This window comes from Thiocapsa rosea (assembly GCF_003634315.1).
GTDB classification, from domain to species: domain Bacteria; phylum Pseudomonadota; class Gammaproteobacteria; order Chromatiales; family Chromatiaceae; genus Thiocapsa; species Thiocapsa rosea.
The window spans coordinates 4,579,901-4,603,669 of record NZ_RBXL01000001.1 but is presented as its reverse complement, the minus strand read 5'-3'; the positions used below and the strand labels follow the sequence as shown (position 1 = coordinate 4,603,669).

The following is a 23,769-nucleotide window of genomic DNA, read 5'->3' as shown; positions in this document are numbered from 1 at the left end:
GATGATTGACCAGAGCCAACTCCTGCGCCTGCTCGGACTGCCGCAGATCGCCATCGACCGCGTCGAGATCACGGACGCCGCTGTGCTGGAAATTCATGTGCACAGCACCGAGGAGGGCACGCAGTGCCGGAGCTGCGGCCGACGCATCACTGAGCCGCATGGACTCGGTGAAGAACGGCGGTTGCGCCATCTGTCGATCTTCGAGCATCGCACCGAAATTCTCATTCGTCCCAAACGGTATCGCTGCCCCGATTGCCGGGATCATCCCACCACCACCCAACGGGTGGACTGGTACGACCCGCGCAGCGGCTTCACCCGTGCGTTCGAACACAGCCTGATGCGCGCCCTGATCAACAGCACCCTGGAAGACGTCGCGCACAAGGAGGCCGTCACCCCGGAGCACCTCGACGGTATTCTCGATCGGTGCGTCCCGAGCCAGATCGACTGGACGACGCTCACGGCGCTGCCCGTGCTCGGGCTCGACGAGATCGCCTTGACCAAAGGCCACGGCAATTTCGTGGTGATCGTCAGCGCCAGGGTCGAGGACACCCTGAGCATCCTCGCCGTGCTCAAGGACCGTAAGCGCGCGACCATCGAGGCGTTTTTGCGCACGATCCCAAAATCCTTGCGGCGCACCGTTCGCGTCGTGTGCACCGACCTGTACAGCGGCTTCATCGGTGCGGCCAAGGCCGTCTTCGGCACGCACGTCGCCATCTGCGCCGATCGCTTCCATGTCGCGCGTTTGTATCGCGACGCCGTGGAGACGTTGCGCAAGACAGAACTGCGCCGGCTCAAGCGCGACCTGTCGAAAACCGAGTACGGCGGGCTCAAGAACGTCCATTGGATCCTGCGCAAGCGCGAATCCGACTTGAGCGCCGAGGAACGGCGGATCCGCGCCCGGTTGTTCGCCTATTCCCCGCAACTCGCGCAAGCTCATGCCCTCAGCCAAGCCCTCACCGAGGTCTACGACATGCCCCTGTCCAAAGGTCAGGCCAAGCGCAAACTCAGTGGCTGGATGCGACGGGTCAAGAACGCCGAGATGACGTGTTTTCAATCCTTCCTGAAAACGTTGCGCCGTCATTGGGACGAGATCACCAATTATTTTACCGAACGACACACGAGCGGTTTCGTCGAAGGTCTCAACAACAAGATCAAAGTATTAAAACGGCGGTGCTATGGCTTGAGCAACCTGCGCCGGCTCTACCAGAGGGTGTACCTCGATCTGTGCGGTTATCGGGTTTTCGCGCGCTGATCAATGAAAAACAACCGCTTAAAAATGGCTTGGACGGGGTGCGTCCAGCGATATTTTCAACCAACGTGTTCGGTCAAAATGACTACAACGTCATGTTTTTAAATATTTTAGCGCTTTCCCTGAATTCCGGGAGAGCCCTGAGGGCTCTCCCGGATCTCAGGGAACGCCAAGTTTAGTAAAATCAGTGTTCTACGCAGCCAATCTTGGTAAACTTCCATTCGAACGCTTTTAACTCAATGGAAAACCGATGATTGACCAGAGCCAACTCCTGCGCCTGCTCGGACTGCCGCAGATCGCCATCGACCGCGTCGAGATCACGGACGCCGCTGTGCTGGAAATTCATGTGCACAGCACCGAGGAGGGCACGCAGTGCCGGAGCTGCGGCCGACGCATCACCGAGCCGCATGGACTCGGTGAAGAACGGCGGTTGCGCCATTTGCCGATCTTCGAGCATCGCACTGAAATCCTCATTCGGCCCAAACGGTATCGCTGCCCCGATTGCCGGGATCATCCCACCACCACCCAACGGGTGGACTGGTATGACCCGCGCAGCGGCTTCACCCGTGCGTTCGAACACAGCCTGATGCGCGCCCTGATCAACAGCACCCTGGAAGACGTCGCGCACAAGGAGGCCGTCACCCCGGAGCACCTCGACGGTATTCTCGATCGGTGCGTCCCGAGCCAGATCGACTGGACGACGCTCACGGCGCTGCCCGTGCTCGGGCTCGACGAGATCGCCTTGACCAAAGGCCACGGCAATTTCGTGGTGATCGTCAGCGCCAGGGTCGAGGACACCCTGAGCATCCTCGCCGTGCTCAAGGACCGTAAGCGCGCGACCATCGAGGCGTTTTTGCGCACGATCCCAAAATCCTTGCGGCGCACCGTTCGCGTCGTGTGCACCGACCTGTACAGCGGCTTCATCGGTGCGGCCAAGGCCGTCTTCGGCACGCACGTCGCCATCTGCGCCGATCGCTTCCATGTCGCGCGTTTGTATCGCGACGCCGTGGAGACGTTGCGCAAGACAGAACTGCGCCGGCTCAAGCGCGACCTGTCGAAAACCGAGTACGGCGGGCTCAAGAACGTCCATTGGATCCTGCGCAAGCGCGAATCCGACTTGAGCGCCGAGGAACGGCGGATCCGCGCCCGGTTGTTCGCCTATTCCCCGCAACTCGCGCAAGCTCATGCCCTCAGCCAAGCCCTCACCGAGGTCTACGACATGCCCCTGTCCAAAGGTCAGGCCAAGCGCAAACTCAGTGGCTGGATGCGACGGGTCAAGAACGCCGAGATGACGTGTTTTCAATCCTTCCTGAAAACGTTGCGCCGTCATTGGGACGAGATCACCAATTATTTTACCGAACGACACACGAGCGGTTTCGTCGAAGGTCTCAACAACAAGATCAAAGTATTAAAACGGCGGTGCTATGGCTTGAGCAACCTGCGCCGGCTCTACCAGAGGGTGTACCTCGATCTGTGCGGTTATCGGGTTTTCGCGCGCTGATCAATGAAAAACAACCGCTTAAAAATGGCTTGGACGGGGTGCGTCCAGCGATATTTTCAACCAACGTGTTCGGTCAAAATGACTACAACGTCATGTTTTTAAATATTTTAGCGCTTTCCCTGAATTCCGGGAGAGCCACCCTGAGGAGCAAGAGCATTTTCGTATCAACAAGTTAGAGCCGCGACTCGAAGAAGCGAGACAGGGCAAACGCGCTATTTTTTTGTCGATGCTGCTCACTTTGTATTGGGTGCCTTTCTCGGTATTCTGTGGTCATTCTCCCGTCTCTTTGTAAAGACTTCCGCCGGGAGAAAGCGTTTCAATGTGCTCGGTGCGCTGAACGCGATCACACATGAACTGGTGATGGTGACGAACGATACCTATATCACCGCAGAAAGCGTCTGCGACTTGTTACGACGCATTGCTATGCTGAATCTCGACGTGCCGATCACGTTGGTTATGGACAATGCGCGCTATCAGAAGTGCAATATCGTCACAGCGCTGGCTTCGCAACTGAATATCGAATTGCTTTACCTTCCCGCCTATTCACCGAATTTAAACCTGATCGAGAGGCTGTGGAAGTTCGTCAAGAAAAAAGTCCTCTACTCGAAATACTACCCCAATTTCGCCGAGTTCCGAGATGCAATCACCGACTGCCTAAAACAAACGCACACCACGCACAAGAAGGAGCTGGACTCTTTACTCACGCTGAAATTCCAGGCATTCAAGAAATGCGAGCTTGTGCCTATATGAGGTATAGGAATTTTCAGTGGAGGAAAGGAATGCCTGATAAGATAAAGAATGTTTTCGTAAGCCATCACCACAAGGATGACGCGAGCGTCGACGGTCTGACAGCAATGTTATCTGGCAAGGGGTACCAATTACGAAATAGTTCTATAAGGGTTAAGCCAGAAAATCAGAAACGCCTTGATCAAAACATGATTAGTGACCGTACTATTGCACGGCTTTTGCGAATGAAGATGCGATGGGCTAGCCAGATTATAGTTGTTATTGGCAAGGAGACCCATCAAAGGCGATGGGTAAACTGGGAAATTCGAGCCGCCCATCAACTCGGTAAGCCAATAATTGGGGTCTATGAGAATGGACTGAAGGATCAAGTCGAAATCCCAGAAAACCTAAAGAAATACTCTACCTCGATTGTCGGTTGGAGATCAGGTTCAATTATCGATGCCCTAGAAGGCAGGAGCCAATTTCAGAATCCAGATGGCACGCCATCCCAAAAGACCGATGGCGGAAATGTAGTATGTTGATAGAGCCAAACTCCTATTTATACGTGTACGCTATTACAAGAGATTATGGTTTTGCGCCAAATCCATTCCATGGCTTTTGCACTTTAGCGACTTGTAAGCCAGGCATCCGTAAAGCAGCTAGGGTCGATGACTGGGTCATGGGGGTTGGCGGTAGCACCCTTGGAAGTGTGAAAAAGAAATGTATACTCTTGATGAAAGTAACGGAGAAGATTAGCTTTCAGTCCTACTGGGATGATGCTCGCTTTTCCTTAAAAAAACCTCTGCGCAACGGGAGTAGAGTACTGATGCTCGGAGATAATATATACCATAAGAATGAGATGGGTGAGTGGTTACAAGAGGACTCTCATCACAGCAATCCAGATGGTACACCAAACCTTGGGAACTTACATCGTGATACTAAGCACTCCGATCAAGTTATTATTTCACGTTATTTTTTGTACTTCGGCAGCCAGGCTCAAACTGTAGACCTAGAGTCAATTGCTTACGGGAGAATTCGAAACTACAAAAAGACAAGCCTCTCAGACTCAGCAGCAGCTCGCAGGCTGATCTCGGCAATCATTCGAGATAACCGAAGTAATATAAATTTGATAGTGTCAGACCCGTGCCAGTTTTTGGATTCTCATCAACGTGTTGACCAAGGTACTGGTAAAACTGTGTGAAACGCCGGATCAATTGCGATGATGTCTGATGCCCAATGCTGCATTCTCTGAAACATGCACCTATGACAACGCAGTATTGCCTCTGCCCCCAATCAGCTGCACTTCGTATTATTCTGGCTGCATCGCATTAGTGTCCATTATAAATATTATCAGAATGAGTTCTCCTTAATGACTAAGAATGGACCGTTTTCACGGCGCTCTAATATCTCCGCCAATTACTGACGCAACAAATTTTCAATGACAACTATGGAAATCATAAGACCAGAAAGGCTCGCTGAGTTGAAGGGCGCTATTCCACTTCAAGAGTATGAAAGGGCAATAGTCGAAACTGACAGATTCTCGGTTGAAGAACTTACTCCCATACTGATGGGGCTTTATGGGGAAGTTGGCAGCATTATGGCTGCTGCAAAAAAGTATCGTCGCGAAAAAGCGGCTTATCCTGGCTTTAAGGAGGCTCTCGAAGAAGAGTTTGGGGATGCGCGGCCTTGATCATCGATTGGTCCACTGTTGCTAAGCCGCCACAGGAACGAGGTAAGGCTGCCTTGCCGGGCGCGGTCGTCGTCGGGCCGGTCGGGCGGGCCAGGGCATGCGCTCGAGCACCTGCTCGAACAAGGATGGGTGGGGTTGAGCGAAGAAGCGCTCGGCGGCCGTGGTGCCGTCGGGCCGCTTGATCGCAAAGTTGTGCAGGGCGGTCAAGACCTGCTGCTTGCGCGGGCTGAGTCGGTGATGCCCATGCTGATAGAGCGCGAGGAAGCCGTTGCGTCCCTCGACACAGGAGCTGCTGCGCTGGAACAGATCGGCACACTCCCCGGCGACCTGCTCGAGATGGTGACGGGTCTGCGGATCCAGCGACTGGATCGGGTGCGAGGGCTGCCTCAGCGGGGCGAGACGCTGCGCACTCAGTGCTCGGAGTCGATGACGGGGCTCGGCGCGGGTGCTGCGTGCGGCGACGCGCTCCAGATAAAGCGCCGGGATCAGATCGTCGAGCATCGCCTGCTCGATGGCCGGTGCCAGGTCCAGCGCCTGCACCCGGGTGTTGACCATCATGAAGAAGAAGGTCAGCGTGGCGACGAGGCTTTGAGTCAGGCGCTTCGCCTTGGCCAGATGTGCGCAGAGACGCTCGGAAAGATCCGCTTCCTCGGCGATCGCCTCCAGGCGCGCAAACAGCGTTCCCAGACGCGCCTCCAACTGCTCGGGGGTTTGCGCCTGTCCCTGTTGGATCTCGTAGGGATGATCGACCTCGCTGAACGCACCGATCAGGGCTTTGGCCTCGGCGCGGTGCGCGTGGGCCTGCTCGCGCGCAAGGCTGGCTTGGACGTAAGCGCTCAGCGCCTCGTCGATGCGCGCGGCGAACGCCGGCGGGCGCCCGGGGCCGTGGCGGCGCCGATGATAGGCCTGCTCGGCGGCGCATTCGTCTTGCCAGCGCGCCTTCGCCTCGGTCTCCGCCGTCTCGGCCTGTTGCTCGGCGCGCTTCAGCGACAGACTCATCGCCTGGCTGACCTCATGCTGCAGATGAAACAGGTCCGTGGCATGGTGTGCGCCCAGATCACGCTCGACATGCGCCAACAGCCCCTTGGCCTCATCGCTGGTGCCTTGCACCACCGTGACATTCAGCCCCTCGAGTCCACCCTCGAGCGCCCGTGTCCAGGCCGCCGCCGAGCGCTCATCGCTCCTGTGCTCGAGCAGGATGAAGTTCGAGACCGCATCGATGCCCACCAAACGCATGCCGTCTTTCCACGTCTCATCTTCGGCGATGCTCAGTGTGCGATGGGGCATGGCTTGGGCCAGCGTCCCGCGCAGTTCGGTGGCGGCGGTGACGATCTGCTCCTCCAAGCCGGCATGGAACGCCTGCTGCGCACCGTAGGAGGCGCCGATGAATGCCGACAGCCCACTGCGCTCGAGAAAATCGCAGACCACGCGCACGCCCGCGCCGCCCTGCTCGCCGATGCTCCAGTGCGCGGCAACCAGGATCCGGCGCAGCCACACCACGCCCTCGGGCGTCTCGACGAAGGCCGACAGCGCCGCCGGCGCCGATGGCGCAGGGGACGCGTTCCAGTGACGCAGGGTGCTGCGCGCCACGCCGGCGCCGCTGACCGCCGCGCGTTGACTCTGCCCATCCTGCTGGGCTTGCGCCACCGCATGCAGGTGCTTGGCGCGATCCAAGCGATCGTGGATTGGCGTGGGGCGTCGATCTGCACTAGAGTCGACACAGGCAGGAGCATCGGACAACGGCGTTTCCCTCGGTCAGTTTGCACTTCCAAGGGTACGCCTCCCCGGCGCTCCTGCCACTCCTTCAGGATGCTTGATCGCCTACCGAAACACGCGGTTTTGGACCAACCGATGATCAAGGCCGGATGCGCTGTGGTATTTCTGGCTCTCCCGGAATTCAGGGAAAGCGCTAAAATATTTAAAAACATGACGTTGTAGTCATTTTGACCGAACACGTTGGTTGAAAATATCGCTGGACGCACCCCGTCCAAGCCATTTTTAAGCGGTTGTTTTTCATTGATCAGCGCGCGAAAACCCGATAACCGCACAGATCGAGGTACACCCTCTGGTAGAGCCGGCGCAGGTTGCTCAAGCCATAGCACCGCCGTTTTAATACTTTGATCTTGTTGTTGAGACCTTCGACGAAACCGCTCGTGTGTCGTTCGGTAAAATAATTGGTGATCTCGTCCCAATGACGGCGCAACGTTTTCAGGAAGGATTGAAAACACGTCATCTCGGCGTTCTTGACCCGTCGCATCCAGCCACTGAGTTTGCGCTTGGCCTGACCTTTGGACAGGGGCATGTCGTAGACCTCGGTGAGGGCTTGGCTGAGGGCATGAGCTTGCGCGAGTTGCGGGGAATAGGCGAACAACCGGGCGCGGATCCGCCGTTCCTCGGCGCTCAAGTCGGATTCGCGCTTGCGCAGGATCCAATGGACGTTCTTGAGCCCGCCGTACTCGGTTTTCGACAGGTCGCGCTTGAGCCGGCGCAGTTCTGTCTTGCGCAACGTCTCCACGGCGTCGCGATACAAACGCGCGACATGGAAGCGATCGGCGCAGATGGCGACGTGCGTGCCGAAGACGGCCTTGGCCGCACCGATGAAGCCGCTGTACAGGTCGGTGCACACGACGCGAACGGTGCGCCGCAAGGATTTTGGGATCGTGCGCAAAAACGCCTCGATGGTCGCGCGCTTACGGTCCTTGAGCACGGCGAGGATGCTCAGGGTGTCCTCGACCCTGGCGCTGACGATCACCACGAAATTGCCGTGGCCTTTGGTCAAGGCGATCTCGTCGAGCCCGAGCACGGGCAGCGCCGTGAGCGTCGTCCAGTCGATCTGGCTCGGGACGCACCGATCGAGAATACCGTCGAGGTGCTCCGGGGTGACGGCCTCCTTGTGCGCGACGTCTTCCAGGGTGCTGTTGATCAGGGCGCGCATCAGGCTGTGTTCGAACGCACGGGTGAAGCCGCTGCGCGGGTCGTACCAGTCCACCCGTTGGGTGGTGGTGGGATGATCCCGGCAATCGGGGCAGCGATACCGTTTGGGACGAATGAGAATTTCGGTGCGATGCTCGAAGATCGACAGATGGCGCAACCGCCGTTCTTCACCGAGTCCATGCGGCTCAGTGATGCGTCGGCCGCAGCTCCGGCACTGCGTGCCCTCCTCGGTGCTGTGCACATGAATTTCCAGCACAGCGGCGTCCGTGATCTCGACGCGGTCGATGGCGATCTGCGGCAGTCCGAGCAGGCGCAGGAGTTGGCTCTGGTCAATCATCGGTTTTCCATTGAGTTAAAAGCGTTCGAATGGAAGTTTACCAAGATTGGCTGCGTAGAACACTGATTTTACTAAACTTGGCGTTCCCTGAGATCCGGGAGAGCCGTATTTCTCTGCCTTGTGCCGGCGTTTAGGCGTTAAGTTGGCAGAGGTATTTCATTCTCCAACTAACGAAACAGATATAAGAATTTTGTTGGCGAATGATCAAGAGTATGGTCCCGGCTCGGAGGTTATCGCTACACCGGAAATCGAGAGCTTAGACTCTGCTCTAATTAATTTGGGTTGCATGGCCGCTCAATTGCTCAAGATAGATTGGAGTTCACGCGATCCTCACAACGACCTAGGGGATTTTGCGCGCATGTATCTACAGGCAATACATGCGACTGGCCTTTCTTTTACAAAAGTGGTGAATGGCAATTTAGTGAAGGCACTTGGCCGGTTTTGTACTCCGCGGGCCGATTCATTACCTGACTTCGATGCAGTATTTCCCGAAGAAGAACAGCTTCCCCGGCGCTTTGAGATTCATTTCGCTCAAAGAAGGGACGGGAAATGCTACTTGAAATGGAATGGCGTTTTTATTGGATCACCGTTGACTGATAGTATAAAAGACCCAGACGGATATCGCTTTCACGATGTCTTCCATTTAGCTCATGCTGCTATTCTTCATTGGTCGCCGGCTTTGCGGGCTTTGATTAAGCAGAAAAGAAAGAGTGATCCGCTTGTTGACGAGGCGCAGGATGGGGGGCGGGCGATTGTTGTTGAAGAAGGTCTCACCGCATGGATCTATTCTTACTCAAAGGGGCTTGAGTATTTCGAAGGCCATGGTGGCGTTTCGTTTGACGTGTTGAAAACGATTCAGAAGTTTGTGCATGGCTATGAGGTTGAAAAATGCCCTCTCAAATTATGGGAGGAGGCTATTCTTCAGGGGTATTCCGCGTTTAGGCAAGTGCGTAAAAATGGTGGCGGTATAATAACCGGTGACAGGAACAAGAGAAGGATCGTCTATCGCGCAATAGGGGAATGAAATGGGTGCTGACTCTTTCGTGGAGGAGTTGATTAATTTGGCGTTCAAAAATGCTTTCAATCCGTACTCTGATCGGTGTGAAGTGTTTGATGTTGATGATGCGCCAAAGAGAAGGAGTGCTCTTCTGAAGAAGATGCTTTTGGCAGCACGCGAAGTTGAGGTTGACGCAATATGGATAGGACGGGATTTAGGGTACAGAGGGGGGCGACGGACGGGTTTAGCTCTCACCGATGATGTGCATCTATCTAATCATGCAGCAAGGTGGGGGGTAGAGGTCGGCCGGTTGACGAAGGGGCGGGCCATTCCCGAAAGAACAGCGTCAGTAATTTGGAGCGTCCTTGAGCAAGTATCAGTTCCCGTTTTTCTGTGGAATGTTTTTCCGCTCCATCCTTATGAATCAGGTGACCCCTTTACCAATCGAGCGCATAATTCGAAAGAGAGAATAGCGGGTGAAGAATTACTTGCGATGCTAGTCGGGTTATTAAAGCCTAAGCGGATAGTTGCAATCGGTAACGATGCTGAAAGAGCTGCAGTGCGATTTAAGGCGGTTTGCAACGTTTTCAAAGTTAGGCACCCAAGTTATGGCGGACAAAAAATATTCCTTGAGCAGATTCAGTCAATGTACAATGTTGAAAGACGGAGTTTTACGAACGCTTCGTTGTTTGAGACAAATGGGTTGATTTGAGGATTATTTACGACCCCGGCTATCGTGGGTGCTGCTAGCTGCCGGTTGATGGTGATAAACACTTTCTCCAGATTTCACGTGTCCCCCATTCGACTCGCGTGGCGTTTCGGTGGCTGCGCTTACTTACGTCCCGAGCATACGGCACCAATGCCTCAGGCTCTCGTAGGAGACTAAGAGGCCCCGCTCGGCCATCAGGTCCTAAACACCACTTGGACTCAAGCAGAGTCGGTACTACAGCTACAGCACGTGGCTGATGATGTGGGGGGATTGGCGGCATCCGCGATAGCTGGGACTGTCGCTGGTCATTGACCGTGTCTGACCCTCGGCCTTCCAAGTTGACAATGCCAACGGCATAGCACGCGACCCCGTGACGTATTCGCCACCCGAGCGGCCAGCGTCAGGGCACTCGGCGCCGAGGCGTGCCGTCTATACTGACCGACATCCACCCGCCGCGCGGGCTCGGTGCGTTCGCCTCTTCGGTGGCGCCCATCCGCGGAGTCGATCCGACCCTAACGACAGACGGAGCCGTCCCGATGGCCAACCTCCCCCCGCTGCATCTTTACCTACTGGCGCACCCCAAGTCCGATGAGGCCAACGCGATCGCTGCGGACCTGATGCGGCGTTTCGTCGAGCCGCCGGCGAGCGGGGGGCTGCGCATTCCTGTCTTCTTCACGCCGGATCGGGGCGACGACCTGCCGCCGGCATTGGACGGGGAAGGCGGGATCAATCTCTGCGCCGCACAGCACACCATCGTCGTCGTTCTCGGAGACGAACGGATGGTGCGCACAGTGCCGGAGGGAGCGGGCGACGCCTGGGTCGACTTCGTTCGGGATGCCCTCGCTCAAACCCCGGTGGGCGCGAGCCCTCACCACACGCTGCCCGTCGCCCTGGACCAGGCCGGTTTCCAGCTCAGCGGCGAACACCATGTCCTCCCGGCGCTCCTGAAACCGGACATGGCAGCCCCCGAGGCCGCGGAGCGCCGCCTCGTCGAGATCTCTTTCCACATCGCCGCCCGCGCCATCCAACTGCTGGAGCACGGGAAGGTCCCTGAGCTCGCCCCAGGTCGCATGAAGGCACCCGTGCAGATGTTCGTCAGCCATGCGAAGGCCGATCTCGCGGCGGATCGACAGGACCCTGTGAGACAGACCCGCGATCTGGTCCATCAGGGCGAGCTTCCCATCGACCAATGGTATGACGCGGAGCAAATCGCGCCCGGGCAGAAGTTTGCCGACGCCATCCGTGCGGGCGCTGGAGACTGCTCGATCATGTTGGCCTTCCACACCGATCACTACGGCTCCCGGCCTTGGTGCCGGCGCGAGGTACTGGAGGCGAAGGAGCGTGGCGTACACATCCTCATCGTTGACGCCCTCGAATCCGGCGAGCCGCGAAGTTTTCCCTACGCGGGGAATGTCCCCGTCATCCGCTGGCAGTTCCGCGACCCGCGGGTCGATGCAGGGCGCGTGATCGACCGGGCGGTGCTCGAGGCCCTGCGCTTCAAGTACAACCGCGCGATGCTGGAGGCCATCTCGGAGTCGGACGAAGTCGTCCTCCCTGCACCGCCGGAGGCCGTGACGCTCGCCTATCCGCGCCTGGGCGAGAAGAAGGGCAAGGTCTTCTTGTACCCGGATCCGCCTTTGGGAAGGGAAGAGCTGGAGCTCCTGCAACGACTTCGGCCAAAGCTGAGCTTCGTCACGCCGCTCACGAAGATCGCGCAATGGCCGAGGCCTAAATGGATCGACACCATCACGGTCTCCATCTCCGAGAGCGACGATCTCCGGCGCTATGGCCTGTCGACGGAGCACTTCGATACCCTCTCCGACGAGATCCATCTCTACCTCCTCCTGGCTGGCCTCAAGATCGCCTACGGCGGGGCACTGCAGGCGGATTTCACGAAGGGATCGAATTTCACCCTGCGGCTCTTCGAGTTGGTGCGTGCCTATTCGGGACTCGCCGAGGGAGTGGGGTCGAAGCCGCTGAAGGAGGCAATCCTCAACGTCGCTCCGTGGCCGCTCTACCTCGGCTATGGCGAGGGCGAGTGGAAGCTGTTCTCCGGCAAGGTTGCCAAGTACCAACCGGCACCTCGTCCTGATCTTCCCTGGAACGACGATGAGGTCTTTCCTGTTACGGACGGACGCCGGACCACGAAAGCCGATACGCCCCAGCGCCGTTACGCCTGGGCTCGCGGCCTCACCGCCATGCGGGAGCGGATTACGGAAGACTCTCAGGCGCGCCTTGTGCTCGGCGGCAAGCTGAGGGGTTTTTCCGGGCTTGTACCTGGCGTGGTGGAGGAGGCTTGGCTATCGCTACGGAACAAACATCCGCTCTTCGTCGCGGGCGGGTTCGGTGGTGCTGCGCGCGCGGTCGGCGATCTCCTGCTGGGAAAGGTGCGACCGGAATTCAGCGGCGAGTGGCCTAGGCAGACAATCGCCGACTACGACGCCAGCCGCGCGCTTTACGACCAGCACGGCGGAGACTTCGTGTCGCTGGAGCACATTGGGCGGGACCTTCGGGACCTCCGCGCGACTGGGCTCCAGGACGCTCTCAACAACGGGCTGGACGAGGCGGAGAACGAAGAGCTGATCCTGTCGACAAACCCACAGCAAATTGCGGGGCTCGTTCTGAGGGGCCTGGGACGGCTGTCGCGATAGGCGGCGCGGCGCTGGAGCTCGTATCCTGCGGCGCCGGAATGTTGGGAGGCTCTCCTGGTGCGTTTGGGCTAAGCTCCGGCGGAGTGGCGGGCCGACATCAATGATGTGCCGGTAAACCCTGGGGAGAGGAGAACAAGCCCATGGCGCAACGCGAGTTGACTTGGGGCCAATGGCTGGATCAACAGGAAGGGGCGAAGGATCTCATCGATCCGTCGTCGGAGCTGGCGGGGAGGCCATGGCAGCCGAGCGATGAGGATCGCGAGGGTGCTTGGATTCTCTACACGGAGTTGCGTACCCGCATCACCACTCAGCGGCTCCATTACCGGTCCGGCGGCGAGGAGACCGCGCTCAAGAGCCTCTACGACCTGTTCGACCTGACCCGCAAGACCCTCGGGGACAAAGGGCCGAAATGCGCGCATTTAGCCACCATCGCGATACGGGTCCTCAATACCTGCATCCGGCCTCTGACGGCGAAGTGGCACAAGAAGAAGATCGCCGGCCGCCTCCAGAACGACGACGACCGGCGGGAGTTCAGGCACGAGCTCCAGGCAGTGCAGGTCCGGCTGGTCGTGTTTTGCCGGCTCTTGGCCAGCCTGGCCGAAGGAGACAGCTACCTGGACGTCGATTCCTGCGGGTCGGTGCCGGGACACGGCGGCGCCGGGACGACCGATACCATTGGTCAAGCCATCCCTTTCGACCGCATCCTGCTCATCGACCAAGTGCCAGGCGGCGCTGACCTGCTGCAGGCCGAGGTCATTGCAATCAGGGAGCGGCGAGCGGAGGCGTCTCCCGCGCCCGCCAAAGAGCCCGTCGCCGACCTCGTGGGTCTTGCCTGCTCCGGCGGCGGCATCCGCTCGGCGACCTTCTGCCTCGGGGTTGCTCAAACCCTCGCACGGCACGGCATCCTGGCGAGGGTGGATTATCTGTCCACCGTTTCGGGGGGCGGTTATTTCGGTGCCTTCCTAAGCTCCTACCTCAACGACAAGGACCGCCAGCGGGTCGGGCTGGAGCCCGGCAAGCTGCCGTTTGCCGAGGCCGGCCGGGCGGAACCCGCGCCGATACGGCGGCTCCGCAACAACAGCAAGTATCTGCTCAAGGGGGGCCTGCTCGGCCAGGCCCGTATGGTCGGGCTGATGCTGTTCGGGGTCCTGGTCAACCTGATCACCGTCCTGCCGCTCGTGGTCTCCGCCGTGACCCTGACCAAGGCGGCTTTGCTCCTCGGTGCGACGTCGGATGGCTTTCGTGGCGTCGTCGATACCGGGCTGGCCGTCTTGCTCATGCTTCTCCTGGTGATGCTGCTCGGGCTTCCCATCGTCTACCGGCGCTGGGCATCGGACCGCGAACGGGTCGCCGGCTACGAGCAGGCCGGCATCCATGTCGCTGTCGGCCTCGTCGGCCTCGGGTTCCTGGGCTGGCTCCTACCGTCCGCGTATCAAGCGTTTGAGGATACGCTCGGCTCGCCCGGCGCCGTGCTCGGCCTCTTCGGGGTTCTGCCTTTTCTGTTCGCCGGGGCTGCCTTCGCCATTGGACCAGCGTGCGTCGCCGGGCGCCTCTGCCTCGTCTTGGCCGGGGTCGGCGGTCCTCTGCTGCTCCTGATGGCCTATTTCGTCCTCGAAGCCAGCGTCCCAGACGACTTGGCCTGGGTGCTTGGCCTCCTGGCGCTATCCGCCACATCCATCGCCTGGCTGCGGCTCATCAACGTTAATTTGATCTCGCCCCACCGCTACTATCGCAACAGACTCGCGGAGACCTACCTGCTGCGCAGGGGGGAGGAGACCGCCGTCGATCCCCAGCCGCTCTCCGGCCTGGGGTCGGATCATCCTGGGGCGCCCTACCATCTGATCAATGCCGCCGTGAATCTGCCTGCGAGCAAGGAGCCGGGGCTGCGGGGGCGCAACTCGGACTTCTTCCTGTTGAGCCGGCACTATTGCGGCAGCCCGCTGCTGGGCTACTGCCCGACGGGAGCGCTGGAGCGCAAGGCCCCGAGCCTGGATCTCGGCACGGCGATGGCCGTGTCCGGGGCCGCGGCTTCCTCGCACATGGGCACCGGCACGCTCAAGGGCGCGGCGTTCTGGCTCGCCTTGCTCAACCTGCGGCTTGGCTACTGGCTGCCCAACCCGCGGCGGCTGGCGGAGATACCGGACGGGCTCGGCCCGCGGCCCTTCTCGCTCTGGCACGAGCTGCTCGGACGCATGGATGAGAACGGCAAGTTCGTCAACCTCTCCGATGGCGGCCACATCGAGAACCTCGGCATCTACGAGCTCCTACGACGTCGCTGCAAGTTCATCATCGCTATCGACGGCGAGGCTGATCCCGATATGACCTTCCCTGGCCTGATGACGCTCATTCGATACGCCCAGATCGACTTTGGCATCTGCATCCGTTTGGACCTCGCCGACCTGGCGCGCAACGACGCCGGTTACACCAAGGCGCACTTCGCCCTTGGAACAATCGACTACGGCAGAGACCAGACCGGCTATCTGCTTTACATCAAGTCATCCCTGACCGGGAACGAGCGCGACTACATCCTGGACTATCGGGCGAGGCATCCTGCCTTCCCGCACGAGACGACCGCGGATCAGTTCTTCAACGAGCCCCAGTTCGAGGCATACCGGGCCCTTGGCGAGCACATCGGCGACGACCTGTTCCGCGAAGAGCTGATCGGCAAGGGTGCGCAACCGACCCTGGAGGCCTGGTTTGGCTCGCTCGTCAGCAACCTGCTGGAGGAGCGTATCGCATGACCTTCCTGGCGCACGAGCCCCTGACCCTGATGATCTCCAGCCGCTGTACCGACGAGGTCCTGCTCGACGATCGGCTGCAGCCCATGGCCGCGGTGCGCCGGGCCATGAAGGACGCCATCGAGACGATCCAACTGGCCGACGAACAGATCTTCAAGGTCTGGATTCACGAGGACGAATCCGGGACAGGGGCCGATCAGAACTCCTGGGACAGGTGCGTGAGCAGGGCGCGCAACGCCGACATCTTCCTCGTCCTGTACAACGGAAATGCCGGTTGGCCTGGCACGAGCGAACGGCTCGGGGATCACGTCGGGATCTGTCACGCGGAGCTGGAGGCGGCCTACAACAAGACCCCCAGCAAGGTGCGCACCATCCAGCTCCCCGCGATCGAGGCGGAGTCGGGCTCGCCGAACCAGCGTTTCCAAACCTACTTCAAGAGGCAGAAGCTGTCGGGGCCTCAGGTAAAGATCGGCGAAGAGGCCATCGAATGGGCCGGCAAGCTGGCCGTGTCGGCGCTGCTGGACCTGGCCCGGGCCGGGGTCGGCGCGGGATCAAAAGGGGGCTATTTTGCCGGCGAGGCGCTGCAATGGGCGCGTCTCGATTACGAGCATCGGCGCAAGGTCACGACGGACACCGTCGTCGGCTACCTGAAGGAGCGCTCCCACGGCCGGAAGACCGGAAAGCTGCCCAACGCCGTGGTCATGCCCGTGGCCGGCCGGTCGGTCGCCTTCGTTTGCGACTGCATCCCAGCAGCCCTGAGCACGCCGACTGCGCGGGAGCTGGTCGGTCAGCCCTTCCTGAGGGACCACGAAATCAGCATCGCGCTGCCGAAGACTACCGGCGGTCCGGTCCATTTGATTGCCTGCCAGAAGGGGGTGACCGAGGCCCAGGCGCTGCGCCAGCTTGGGTTCCCCGACGCAGTGGTCGTGTCGGCCCCCTTCGGTGTCTACGTGGCGGACGACGTCCAGAAGATCCAGATGGTCTTCATCGCCAACTGCCGGGACGAGACCACCACCCGCCACCACGTCCAGCGCTTCCTCCAATGGCTGGACGAGCAGGGTGAAGACCGGCTGCTCGCGCAACGTGCCCGTTCGCGCCGGCGGATCGCGGATCTGATCGGCAGGGAGCAGGCAGACAGCAGTCCTGCAGGCTCCGCCACGCGCCCCAAGAGCCGGTAGGGTCCGCGGCGCGACCAAGGTCAGGCAGGACCAGTTCGGTTCGCACAATCGGTATCTACAGGTTTGCTGCCGCCGGGATTGGCCCGCACAGGGGACCGCACGGATTCGTGGGTGAGGGGCGGGGCACCCGGGGAGCAAGTCCGGCCGGCGGCCCCTGTTTGGGTATATGCCCGACAACCAAAGCCGAGCCCTGCGGATGGGACCGACCCGCGACATCTTTCACTCCTCGCCTCGGCCCGCAAACCGTGGTCGGCGGACATTCCTGAGGTAGGCCCGATCCGCGACGGGACCGGGATCGCCTGCTCGGCACCCGAGGGTACCTCGCCCTGGAGGGACCAGAAAGGTCCGGAGAGTCGCGTGTCCCTCGTGATACCTCGCGGGGGCATCCTGCTGCCGCGAGGACTCGGTGCTTGGCGACGGCCTTTTGTGCCCGGGTTCGCCCTGCGGTCGCAGCCGTGCCCGACTCCCCGTTGGTCCGCCGGGCCCGACTGCGCCCTCAAATGGCTTGACGGCGTGTGGGATGCGCTCTGCATATTGCCTCCGCGGCTTCGGGACTTCCGCCCCTTCGCCACTGCGGCAACACGCTCGCGCCCACGCCTACCCGGGACTACGCGCCTTCGCTTCACTCTCCATGGCGCGCAGCGGTGGAGCGAACACAACACTTGGACACCGAAGTTATTGTTGCGGTTGTTCCTATTGCGGCTGGCAAATCGCGTGTTGTCATGGTTGTTGTTCCAGGACCCGCCGCGCAGCACCCAGCATCAATGCAAAGGGTGACCCTACCGGCCAGAAGGCTGGCGGATGCCATTCTGGTTGTGATCGCGGACGTTTGCGAGTCGACCGCGGAGCTGCCCCGAGCCGGGATGGCTTGGGGCCCGCCCGCTGGGCTTTGGCCCCGGCGAAAATCGCGTGTAGACGGCGCTACGCGCCGTCTGTGCCGCTCGCGCGGCACTTGAGTGTTCAGTGTCCTAAGATGGGGAAGCGCACAAGACCCGAAAACCGAGGTTGTTGCCGTGGTCGTCCGGGTCGCTCCAGTCGCGGTCGGCCGAGCGCGCGCTGTTCCGGTTGTTGTACCAGGACCCGCCGCGCACCACGCGTTGCTCCTCACGTTCGGTCTCGGTGTCCTCCTGCCGGTACCACTTGTTCAGGCACCAATCCCAGGCGTTTCCAGCCAGGTCCAGCACCCCATAGGGAGAGGCTCCGTGCGGGTAAACGCCGACCGCCGTCGTTTGCCCGAGATAAGACCGTCCGGCACCCGACGCCCTTTCGTCGGTGTTTGCGATGCCCGACTGATAGCCGTCGCCCCAGGGGTATTCGCGTCCGTCGGTGCCACGAGCCGCCTTTTCCCACTCGATCTCTGTGGGTAGCCGGATCTCCAGACCGACTTGGGAGGACAGCCAGCGGCAGAAGGCGACCGCCTCGTACCACGCGACGTTGGTGCGGGGGCGATTGGGATGTGGCCAGTCGGGATCGGCCGGTGCCTCGATGCGTTGGGCAAGCCCCGCCCACCAGCGATCCTCCCGGTAGCCGCCGGAGTCGATGAATGCCTGGTACTGGGCGTTGGTGATCGGGTAGCGGGCGATCCGGAAGGCGTCTGTGCGCTCACGCCGCTTGTCGTTCCCGAAAAGGAACGCGCCGCCCGGGACACCCACCCAGTCGATGTCCGGCACGCCGTCGGCGTTGAGACCAACGCCGGGGCGCGGGTCCCCCAGCTCCGCCAGGCGGTCACCGATGGCGAGGCGCCGTTCGGGCGGTGTCTCGGGGTCGTCGAGCTCGACGAGGAGAGGTTCGATTTCCAGGTCCGGCTGTTTTCCTGATTGGGGTGGGTTCGGCAGCTCCCCTGCGATACCTTCCAGCACCTCAACGAGCCGATCGATGTCCTCGTCGAAGCGCCTGGAACGGATTTCGATCGCCTGTCGGTGGGTCAGCGGCGTGAGGTCCTCCGGGAGGGAGAATGTCAGGGGCATCTTTGCCTCGTCGATCAGGACCGGCACCACCGGACGTCCGCCGCGCAGGGCAATGGAAAGCTCCATGTGCACGAAGTCCTTGGGCTCATGGAGCCCCTTCCGGCGCGCTGCGTCGCCCTCGGTCAGCCAGCGTGGCCCGACGATTGCCAATACGACATCCGAGCCCCGGATCCGCTGTTCGATGGCCTGTTGCAAGTCCTGCTCCGGTTGAACGGACGATAGGTCCGTGAAGACGGACGCGGGACCAAAGTGCAGTCTCAACCGGTCGCGGATGCGGCTTGCGATCTCGCCGCTGTCCCTCCGCCGATAGCTGATGAAGATCCGAATCCGGGGCTGAGGCTCGGGTTCTTCATGGCGCGCGCCCGAGAGTCCCCTGATCGCGTGAAGAAGCTCCCGGGCGGTCTCGGCTTCGGGATCGCCGCGCCAAGCGGAGAGATCGATCACGTCCTGAGCCTCGGCGTTGGGGATGAGCGGTGTATCGTCCATGCGCAGCACCAGTCCGCGAACCGGAACGGGCGCGGGTGCTTCCCCGACCGCACTGCGACGGTAGGCCGCTTGGGTCCAGAGCCGGAGCAGAACCGCATCCCCCGGACTCGGCGCCCGGGCTGCGGCGGACTCGGGAATCAGGGTGGCCTCGATGCCGGCGGACTTGAGCAGGCGGACGACCCGCTCGGCCGCCGCTGAATCCTCAGGGTGATGGGCGACCAGCACAGGACGGTCGAAGGCGGGGTGCCCGGGCTCGTCGGGCGGCGGCGCCTGTCCTGGCCTTGCCGCCAGCCGATAACGGGCGCCGCTCAGGGTGGTCAGGGTCAGGGTAGTGCAGCCCGGGGGAAGGGGAATGCGTCTGCCCGGCCAGCAGGGCTCCCAGCGTCCTTGGTGACCGGAGGGGTGCTCGCACCGGATGTGTAGCGGCGCAGGGGATGGCGCGCCCAGATCGATCCGATGCTCCACTTCGTCGGCGGGCAGGACCTCCAGCACGCCGGGCCAGAGCCGGAGCCCCAGTTGGCTCGTCTTGCCCGATGGCACGAAGGTGCGCAGCCAGTTCGGCAGGGCCTCGCCCCTGGTCATGCGCTGGCCGAGGGTTCCGCCGGGGTCACCGAGGGCTGCGGCGGCGAACGCGGCCGCCAGATCGAGCTCGATCGGTCCCTGGCCCATACCGCCCAAGGCAGGAAGGGCACCCTTGAGCCAACGCGCCAGATCTCTCCGTTCGTTGTTGCCACTTGCGACGGCAATTCGGCGCAGGGCGGTGCGCAGACCTTCGCACAGCGCGGTCGTGTCGCCGCGTCGGGCGGCCTGCCGCAGCGCCTGCTCCAGGTGCTCCTCGGGCGGCCAGTGCCGTGTCTGGTCCTCGATGAAGGCCCAAACGTCCTCATACTGAAAGGGTGCCTGTGCTGCTGTGAGTCTCTCCGTGAGCAGCCGGGCGACTCCGGGGCGCAGCAGCACCGACCTTGCGCTGCGCGAGCTCACGAGGGGGGAGAACCAGAGCTCGGACTCCAGCCCGGCATCGCTTTGCGGCAGGAAACGCAGGCGGGCATTGCGCAGCAACAGCGGCTCGATGCGAAGCGCCGTGGCGAGGACCAGGCCCAGGCGGTAGAGGGCTGGGTTCAGCGCCTCAATTCGGTCGACCAGGTCGCGGTCGGCCTGGGTTGGGGCGAGCCACGTCATCCGGGGACCTCATGTCCTGCGCCGACGAGGCGGCGTACGGCACCGGCGGTGGTGCGGGGGTCCCAGTGGATCAGGGTGATCCGGCGGGCTAGGCGCACCGGCCAGCGCGCCGGCGGCAGGGGGACGAAGGCGATCAGAGGAGAACCGGCCTTGCGCACCGTGCCGGCGAAACGGAGCCAGGTGGCTGCGGACGCGCGGTCTCGAGCTGCCGGGGGCGCGCCGATGCCGAAGTCGGTGGCGAGCACCACCGGGCGGCCGCGCTCCGGCCTCCAGCCGTGGTCGATTCCCGCCATTTCCCAGCCGGACGCGGTCGCTGGGTCGCCGACGAACTCAAAGAACTGGCAGCGGGTGCGGCCTACGATTCGCTCCATCGCCTGCGTGAGATCGGCAAGGTCGTCGCGAAAGGGGGTCATGGCCTCGCTCATGTCCAGCAGGAGCTGGATACCGCGGTCGAGGCGTGCCACGGGTAGTCGGGGCAGCTCCCGTAGCCGGTCGCCGCGGACGAATGCGGCAATGAGCCGCTGGAGGTCCGGCTCGCTGCCGGGCCGGCGGATGGCCACCGCCGCGGAGAGCAAGGCGGGGGCGGTGCGCAGCGGAAACAACGGGGTGCGACGCGGGGGCGACGGGCGCGGTGGCTCCGCCGGGACGGTGATGTCCAGCCAGTCGGGTCGGTCGGTCATCGGGACCGGATCGAGCCGGGTCAGATCCGCTTCCAGGGCGCGCTCGGGCAGGTCCGGGGGCGGGGCCTGGCCACTGAAAGGTGGCGCTCCCAGCGGCGGGGCCGGAGCCCGGGGTGGAGTCGACCTCCGATGGGGCGAGCGCGTGCGGTCGTAGGCACCGTGCAGGCGCTCGGGCGGGTTGGGGTCGCGTTGGGCGAAGCCGAGGCAGCGGCTGACCCGGGCGGCCGTGGCCGTGTCAGCAGCGTCCAGGGTGCCCAGGGCGCGCAGCAGGTCGCCCAGCCCGATCTCGCCGCGGCTGGCTCCTGGCGAGAGGATGAGGTGGCCGGCATCGGCGTGCCCCCGGCGCCCCGATGGCTCGCGCCGTCCGCGTCGAAACAGGCCCCTCAGAAGATCCCGAAGACGCATGGTGCGGCGGCTAGATGCCGCCCATCTCGGACTCGATGCCGCTGTCCTTGGCCAGCGTGGCCAGTGAGATCCGCTCCCACAGCGGGTGCTCGGGGTCGATCCCGAGCCTGTCGCAGGCGCGCAGGGCGTCCAGGTACTCGCTGGTGCTGGGGGGGCGCTGACCGCTGTCCTTCGCAGACTTTTGCTGCTCGATTACCCTGGCCGCCACGGCGCCGAAGAGGCTGCGGTCCAGCTTGGGGTAGTCCCGCTTGGGGTAGTGATGGGCGGCGATGTTCTTGAGGCGATTCTCATCGGGGTCGCCGAGCACCAGGCTGATGCAGCGGCGCAGGAAGGCCGGCGGCAACTCGCGTTCGCCGTTGGTGGTGATGACGACAAGCAACCGGAGTTCGGTGGCGGCATCCACCCGCGGTCCGTTGGGGACCTGGAAGCTCATCCGGTCCAGGGGCTCAAGGAGGTCGTTGGGCAGATCCGGCTCGGCCTTGTCGATCTCGTCGAGGAGGATGACGGTATTGGCTACTTGGTCGTTGAAGCCCCGGGGCCGGTCCGGCTCGACGAAGGGGGCGGAGAGGCGTTGAATTTCCGCTGACGTGGCTCCGCGGCGGGCCGCCGTCTCCGGGCTGAAGGCCCACCAGAGCAGTCCCGGCTTGCGGTAGTACCAGTCCGGTGGGAACGTCTCGCCGGGCCTGGCGGCCTGGGCGTCGTGCAACCGGCGCAGATGGTCTGCCTCGCCCGTGAGCTCTTCCAGTCGACTGCGCGAGGTCAGTGTGTGGCGCAGGTAGCGCCAGCCGAGCAGTCCCGCCATGGCCGGAGCGAGCATGCTCTTGCCGCTGCCGGGCGGGCCCGCAATCAACAGGGGGCGGTTGGTGGCAAGGGCGACATCGACGGCAATGGCGATGTCATCGTTGAACACATAGGGCGGGTAATCGTGAGCGCCGCTCCAAGTGCCGTCGGGCGGTAGCTCAAAGAGCTTGGGTTTATAGTCCATCAGGGGTTTCCGTAGAGCTGGTTCTCGATGAATCGACTGGCATCGTCAAAAGCGAACAGCTGATCCTCCTCGACCTGGAGGTCGAGTGGCGGCAGAAGCGGTTTGGCCCCGATGCTTGCCTCGATACCCTCCGGAAGATCCGGTCCGGTGGGGACGACGAACACGGCGTTGGGGAAGTGAGTGCGCAGGGCTTCGAGCAGCTCGGCATCGGGGAGCTGCCCGCCGTCGTCGGGCTGGGGCAGGAAGACCACGATCGGTTGGTCGTAACCATTGATGCGGCGATCGACCGCCGCGTCCAGCACCCGGCGCACCGGGCGGAACTCTGCGCGGATGTCCTCCAGGATGCCATCGAGGGTTCGGTTGTTGACCAGGACGAGCCTCCAGAGATTGGTCAGAAGCCAGGCGCGCTGCAGATAGCGTAGTCCTGTGAATTCCGCAAAGTAGTTGCCGTTGAGCGCCACCAGGCGCGAACCACGGCGGGCGGCGGGGATGCCGCCGGCCGCCTCGGCCGACACCCAGAGTCCGGCGAGATAACGCAGGAGCTCGTCGGCCTGGTCGCGGGCCACGCGGGGTCGGATCTTGTCGAGCAGGATCTTGAGCTCGATCAACGCCCGGCCGCTGTCGCGGAGCAGATGCCGGGCCAGCACGGCCGCGAAGCGCTCCCCGCCGTCCGGACGCCACTGTGGCTTGTGTTTGGACGTGATGGCCTGCCAGATATCCTCCAGCGTATCGGGGTCGGCCTGCCGCAGGAGGATGCGGGCCACCGCATCTTCGAGACGTTCGAACGGCGTCCGCGGGCTGGGGCCGGGTGGCGCGCCGAGTCCTTCGACGATGGCATCGGTGATGGCTTGGCCCGTTGCTTCGCAGCGAACGCACTGATCTTTGTTGACCCTGAGCACCCCGAAGAGTCCCTTGGCAAGGTCTTCGGGGGTCAGGTCATCGAGGAGGACGGGGATCAGCGTGAAGCCGTCCTCGACCTCACGACGCCAGCTCAGGATGGCTGCCTCCTTCTTGACCCAATCCGAATCGTGGAGGGCAGCTTTGGAGAACAGGATCACCGCGGCGTGGCATTCGGCCATCCACTCGTTGAGCTTGAGCTCCCAGTCTGCTCCAGCGGGGATCCCTCCACCTTGATCGACCAGAACGTCGAAACCCGCGCCCGAGGGGCCGAGGAGGGCACAGACATCCTCGAGGAGGGCCAGGTTCTCCGGCGTCTTCGAGCTGTGGGATACGAAGAGCTTTCGCGCCATCATGACTCGTAAGGGTTCAAGTGCCTATCTGCCGGTCCATGTTGCCGTCGCCGATGATGTTACAGGAGTTGGGCGTGGTTACGGGTGATTGGGCGTTTGGAATCAGG

At 62.0% G+C, this 23,769-nt stretch carries 16 protein-coding genes and 1 pseudogene; 11 read left to right on the top strand and 6 right to left on the bottom strand.

Features of this window, described 5'->3' with window-relative positions:
- Position 1 precedes the first annotated feature (1 nt).
- The 6 genes and pseudogenes from BDD21_RS20460 to BDD21_RS28780 all read left to right on the top strand — a co-directional run bounded on the left by BDD21_RS20460 (position 2) and on the right by BDD21_RS28780 (position 5,166).
- Positions 2-1,252 carry an ISL3 family transposase gene (locus tag BDD21_RS20460; protein ID WP_120795416.1) on the top strand — a complete coding sequence of 417 codons (1,251 nt, stop codon included), beginning with the start codon at positions 2-4 and terminating at the stop codon, positions 1,250-1,252.
- A gap of 247 nt (positions 1,253-1,499) precedes the next feature.
- Positions 1,500-2,750, top strand: a complete 1,251-nt coding sequence (locus BDD21_RS20455) for an ISL3 family transposase (protein WP_120798730.1) — start codon at positions 1,500-1,502, stop codon at positions 2,748-2,750.
- Between the two features lie 130 nt (positions 2,751-2,880).
- Positions 2,881-3,500 (top strand): annotated as a pseudogene (locus BDD21_RS20450) (IS630 family transposase); the annotation flags it as partial.
- A gap of 29 nt (positions 3,501-3,529) precedes the next feature.
- Complete coding sequence (locus BDD21_RS20445) at positions 3,530-4,018, top strand: TIR domain-containing protein (RefSeq protein ID WP_211335114.1); 489 nt, start codon at positions 3,530-3,532, stop codon at positions 4,016-4,018.
- A complete protein-coding gene (locus BDD21_RS20440) occupies positions 4,012-4,677 on the top strand; it encodes an Nmad2 family putative nucleotide modification protein (protein ID WP_120798728.1) in 666 nt (221 codons plus the stop codon). The genes BDD21_RS20445 and BDD21_RS20440 overlap by 7 nt, the downstream gene beginning before the upstream one ends.
- Positions 4,678-4,914: 237 nt before the next feature.
- Positions 4,915-5,166: a nucleoside triphosphate pyrophosphohydrolase family protein gene (locus BDD21_RS28780; protein ID WP_245969717.1), complete on the top strand. Its 252-nt coding sequence runs from the start codon at positions 4,915-4,917 to the stop codon at positions 5,164-5,166.
- 21 nt (positions 5,167-5,187) lie between these two features.
- Here BDD21_RS28780 and BDD21_RS20430 read toward each other — a convergent pair whose 3' ends face one another.
- Entirely contained in the window at positions 5,188-6,840 is a 1,653-nt protein-coding gene (locus tag BDD21_RS20430; RefSeq protein WP_120795595.1) for a DUF6399 domain-containing protein, read from the bottom strand.
- Positions 6,841-7,186: 346 nt separating this feature from the next.
- Positions 7,187-8,437, bottom strand: a complete 1,251-nt coding sequence (locus tag BDD21_RS20425; RefSeq protein WP_120795416.1) for an ISL3 family transposase — start codon at positions 8,435-8,437, stop codon at positions 7,187-7,189.
- A gap of 142 nt (positions 8,438-8,579) precedes the next feature.
- Between BDD21_RS20425 and BDD21_RS27550 the strand changes: the two genes are divergently transcribed.
- The 5 genes from BDD21_RS27550 to BDD21_RS20400 all read left to right on the top strand — a co-directional run bounded on the left by BDD21_RS27550 (position 8,580) and on the right by BDD21_RS20400 (position 16,710).
- Positions 8,580-9,461, top strand: a complete 882-nt coding sequence (locus BDD21_RS27550; RefSeq protein WP_147431168.1) for a hypothetical protein — start codon at positions 8,580-8,582, stop codon at positions 9,459-9,461.
- Between the two features lies 1 nt (position 9,462).
- A complete protein-coding gene (locus BDD21_RS20415) occupies positions 9,463-10,146 on the top strand; it encodes a uracil-DNA glycosylase (RefSeq protein WP_120798726.1) in 684 nt (227 codons plus the stop codon).
- A gap of 533 nt (positions 10,147-10,679) precedes the next feature.
- The gene (locus BDD21_RS20410; RefSeq protein ID WP_120798725.1) at positions 10,680-12,794 is read left to right on the top strand and encodes a TIR domain-containing protein; all 2,115 of its coding nucleotides are present in this window, start codon (positions 10,680-10,682) and stop codon (positions 12,792-12,794) included.
- Positions 12,795-12,934: 140 nt separating this feature from the next.
- Complete coding sequence (locus BDD21_RS20405; protein WP_120798724.1) at positions 12,935-15,535, top strand: patatin-like phospholipase domain-containing protein; 2,601 nt, start codon at positions 12,935-12,937, stop codon at positions 15,533-15,535.
- Positions 15,532-16,710 (top strand): hypothetical protein, encoded by a 1,179-nt coding sequence (locus BDD21_RS20400; protein ID WP_120798723.1) that lies wholly within the window; start codon positions 15,532-15,534, stop codon positions 16,708-16,710. Before BDD21_RS20405 ends, BDD21_RS20400 begins: the two co-directional genes overlap by 4 nt.
- Positions 16,711-17,678: 968 nt before the next feature.
- On the opposite strand, the gene BDD21_RS20395 is transcribed toward BDD21_RS20400, so the two are convergent.
- From BDD21_RS20395 to BDD21_RS20380, 4 genes are read right to left on the bottom strand one after another with little or no spacing between them, the layout of a single operon-like run.
- Positions 17,679-20,342 carry an SUMF1/EgtB/PvdO family nonheme iron enzyme gene (locus tag BDD21_RS20395; protein ID WP_120798722.1) on the bottom strand — a complete coding sequence of 888 codons (2,664 nt, stop codon included), beginning with the start codon at positions 20,340-20,342 and terminating at the stop codon, positions 17,679-17,681.
- On the bottom strand, positions 20,339-21,427 hold the full coding sequence (locus tag BDD21_RS20390; RefSeq protein ID WP_120798721.1) for a hypothetical protein: 1,089 nt from the start codon (positions 21,425-21,427) through the stop codon (positions 20,339-20,341). Before BDD21_RS20390 ends, BDD21_RS20395 begins: the two co-directional genes overlap by 4 nt.
- 10 nt (positions 21,428-21,437) lie before the next feature.
- Entirely contained in the window at positions 21,438-22,412 is a 975-nt protein-coding gene (locus tag BDD21_RS20385) for an AAA family ATPase (RefSeq protein WP_120798720.1), read from the bottom strand.
- A complete protein-coding gene (locus BDD21_RS20380) occupies positions 22,412-23,665 on the bottom strand; it encodes a toll/interleukin-1 receptor domain-containing protein (RefSeq protein WP_120798719.1) in 1,254 nt (417 codons plus the stop codon). The genes BDD21_RS20385 and BDD21_RS20380 overlap by 1 nt, the downstream gene beginning before the upstream one ends.
- Positions 23,666-23,769: the final 104 nt, after the last annotated feature.

Excerpts from the sequence above, each read along its gene's own strand:
- BDD21_RS20460 (WP_120795416.1), top strand. The coding sequence starts at position 2 with ATGATTGACCAGAGCCAACTCCTGCGCCTGCTCGGACTGCCGCAGATC.
- BDD21_RS20455 (WP_120798730.1), top strand. The coding sequence starts at position 1,500 with ATGATTGACCAGAGCCAACTCCTGCGCCTGCTCGGACTGCCGCAGATC.
- BDD21_RS20445 (WP_211335114.1), top strand. The coding sequence starts at position 3,530 with ATGCCTGATAAGATAAAGAATGTTTTCGTAAGCCATCACCACAAGGAT.
- BDD21_RS20440 (WP_120798728.1), top strand. The coding sequence starts at position 4,012 with ATGTTGATAGAGCCAAACTCCTATTTATACGTGTACGCTATTACAAGA.
- BDD21_RS28780 (WP_245969717.1), top strand. The coding sequence starts at position 4,915 with ATGACAACTATGGAAATCATAAGACCAGAAAGGCTCGCTGAGTTGAAG.
- BDD21_RS20425 (WP_120795416.1), bottom strand. The coding sequence starts at position 8,437 with ATGATTGACCAGAGCCAACTCCTGCGCCTGCTCGGACTGCCGCAGATC.
- BDD21_RS20415 (WP_120798726.1), top strand. The coding sequence starts at position 9,463 with ATGGGTGCTGACTCTTTCGTGGAGGAGTTGATTAATTTGGCGTTCAAA.
- BDD21_RS20410 (WP_120798725.1), top strand. The coding sequence starts at position 10,680 with ATGGCCAACCTCCCCCCGCTGCATCTTTACCTACTGGCGCACCCCAAG.
- BDD21_RS20405 (WP_120798724.1), top strand. The coding sequence starts at position 12,935 with ATGGCGCAACGCGAGTTGACTTGGGGCCAATGGCTGGATCAACAGGAA.
- BDD21_RS20400 (WP_120798723.1), top strand. The coding sequence starts at position 15,532 with ATGACCTTCCTGGCGCACGAGCCCCTGACCCTGATGATCTCCAGCCGC.
- BDD21_RS20395 (WP_120798722.1), bottom strand. The coding sequence starts at position 20,342 with ATGACGTGGCTCGCCCCAACCCAGGCCGACCGCGACCTGGTCGACCGA.
- BDD21_RS20390 (WP_120798721.1), bottom strand. The coding sequence starts at position 21,427 with ATGCGTCTTCGGGATCTTCTGAGGGGCCTGTTTCGACGCGGACGGCGC.
- BDD21_RS20385 (WP_120798720.1), bottom strand. The coding sequence starts at position 22,412 with ATGGACTATAAACCCAAGCTCTTTGAGCTACCGCCCGACGGCACTTGG.
- BDD21_RS20380 (WP_120798719.1), bottom strand. The coding sequence starts at position 23,665 with ATGATGGCGCGAAAGCTCTTCGTATCCCACAGCTCGAAGACGCCGGAG.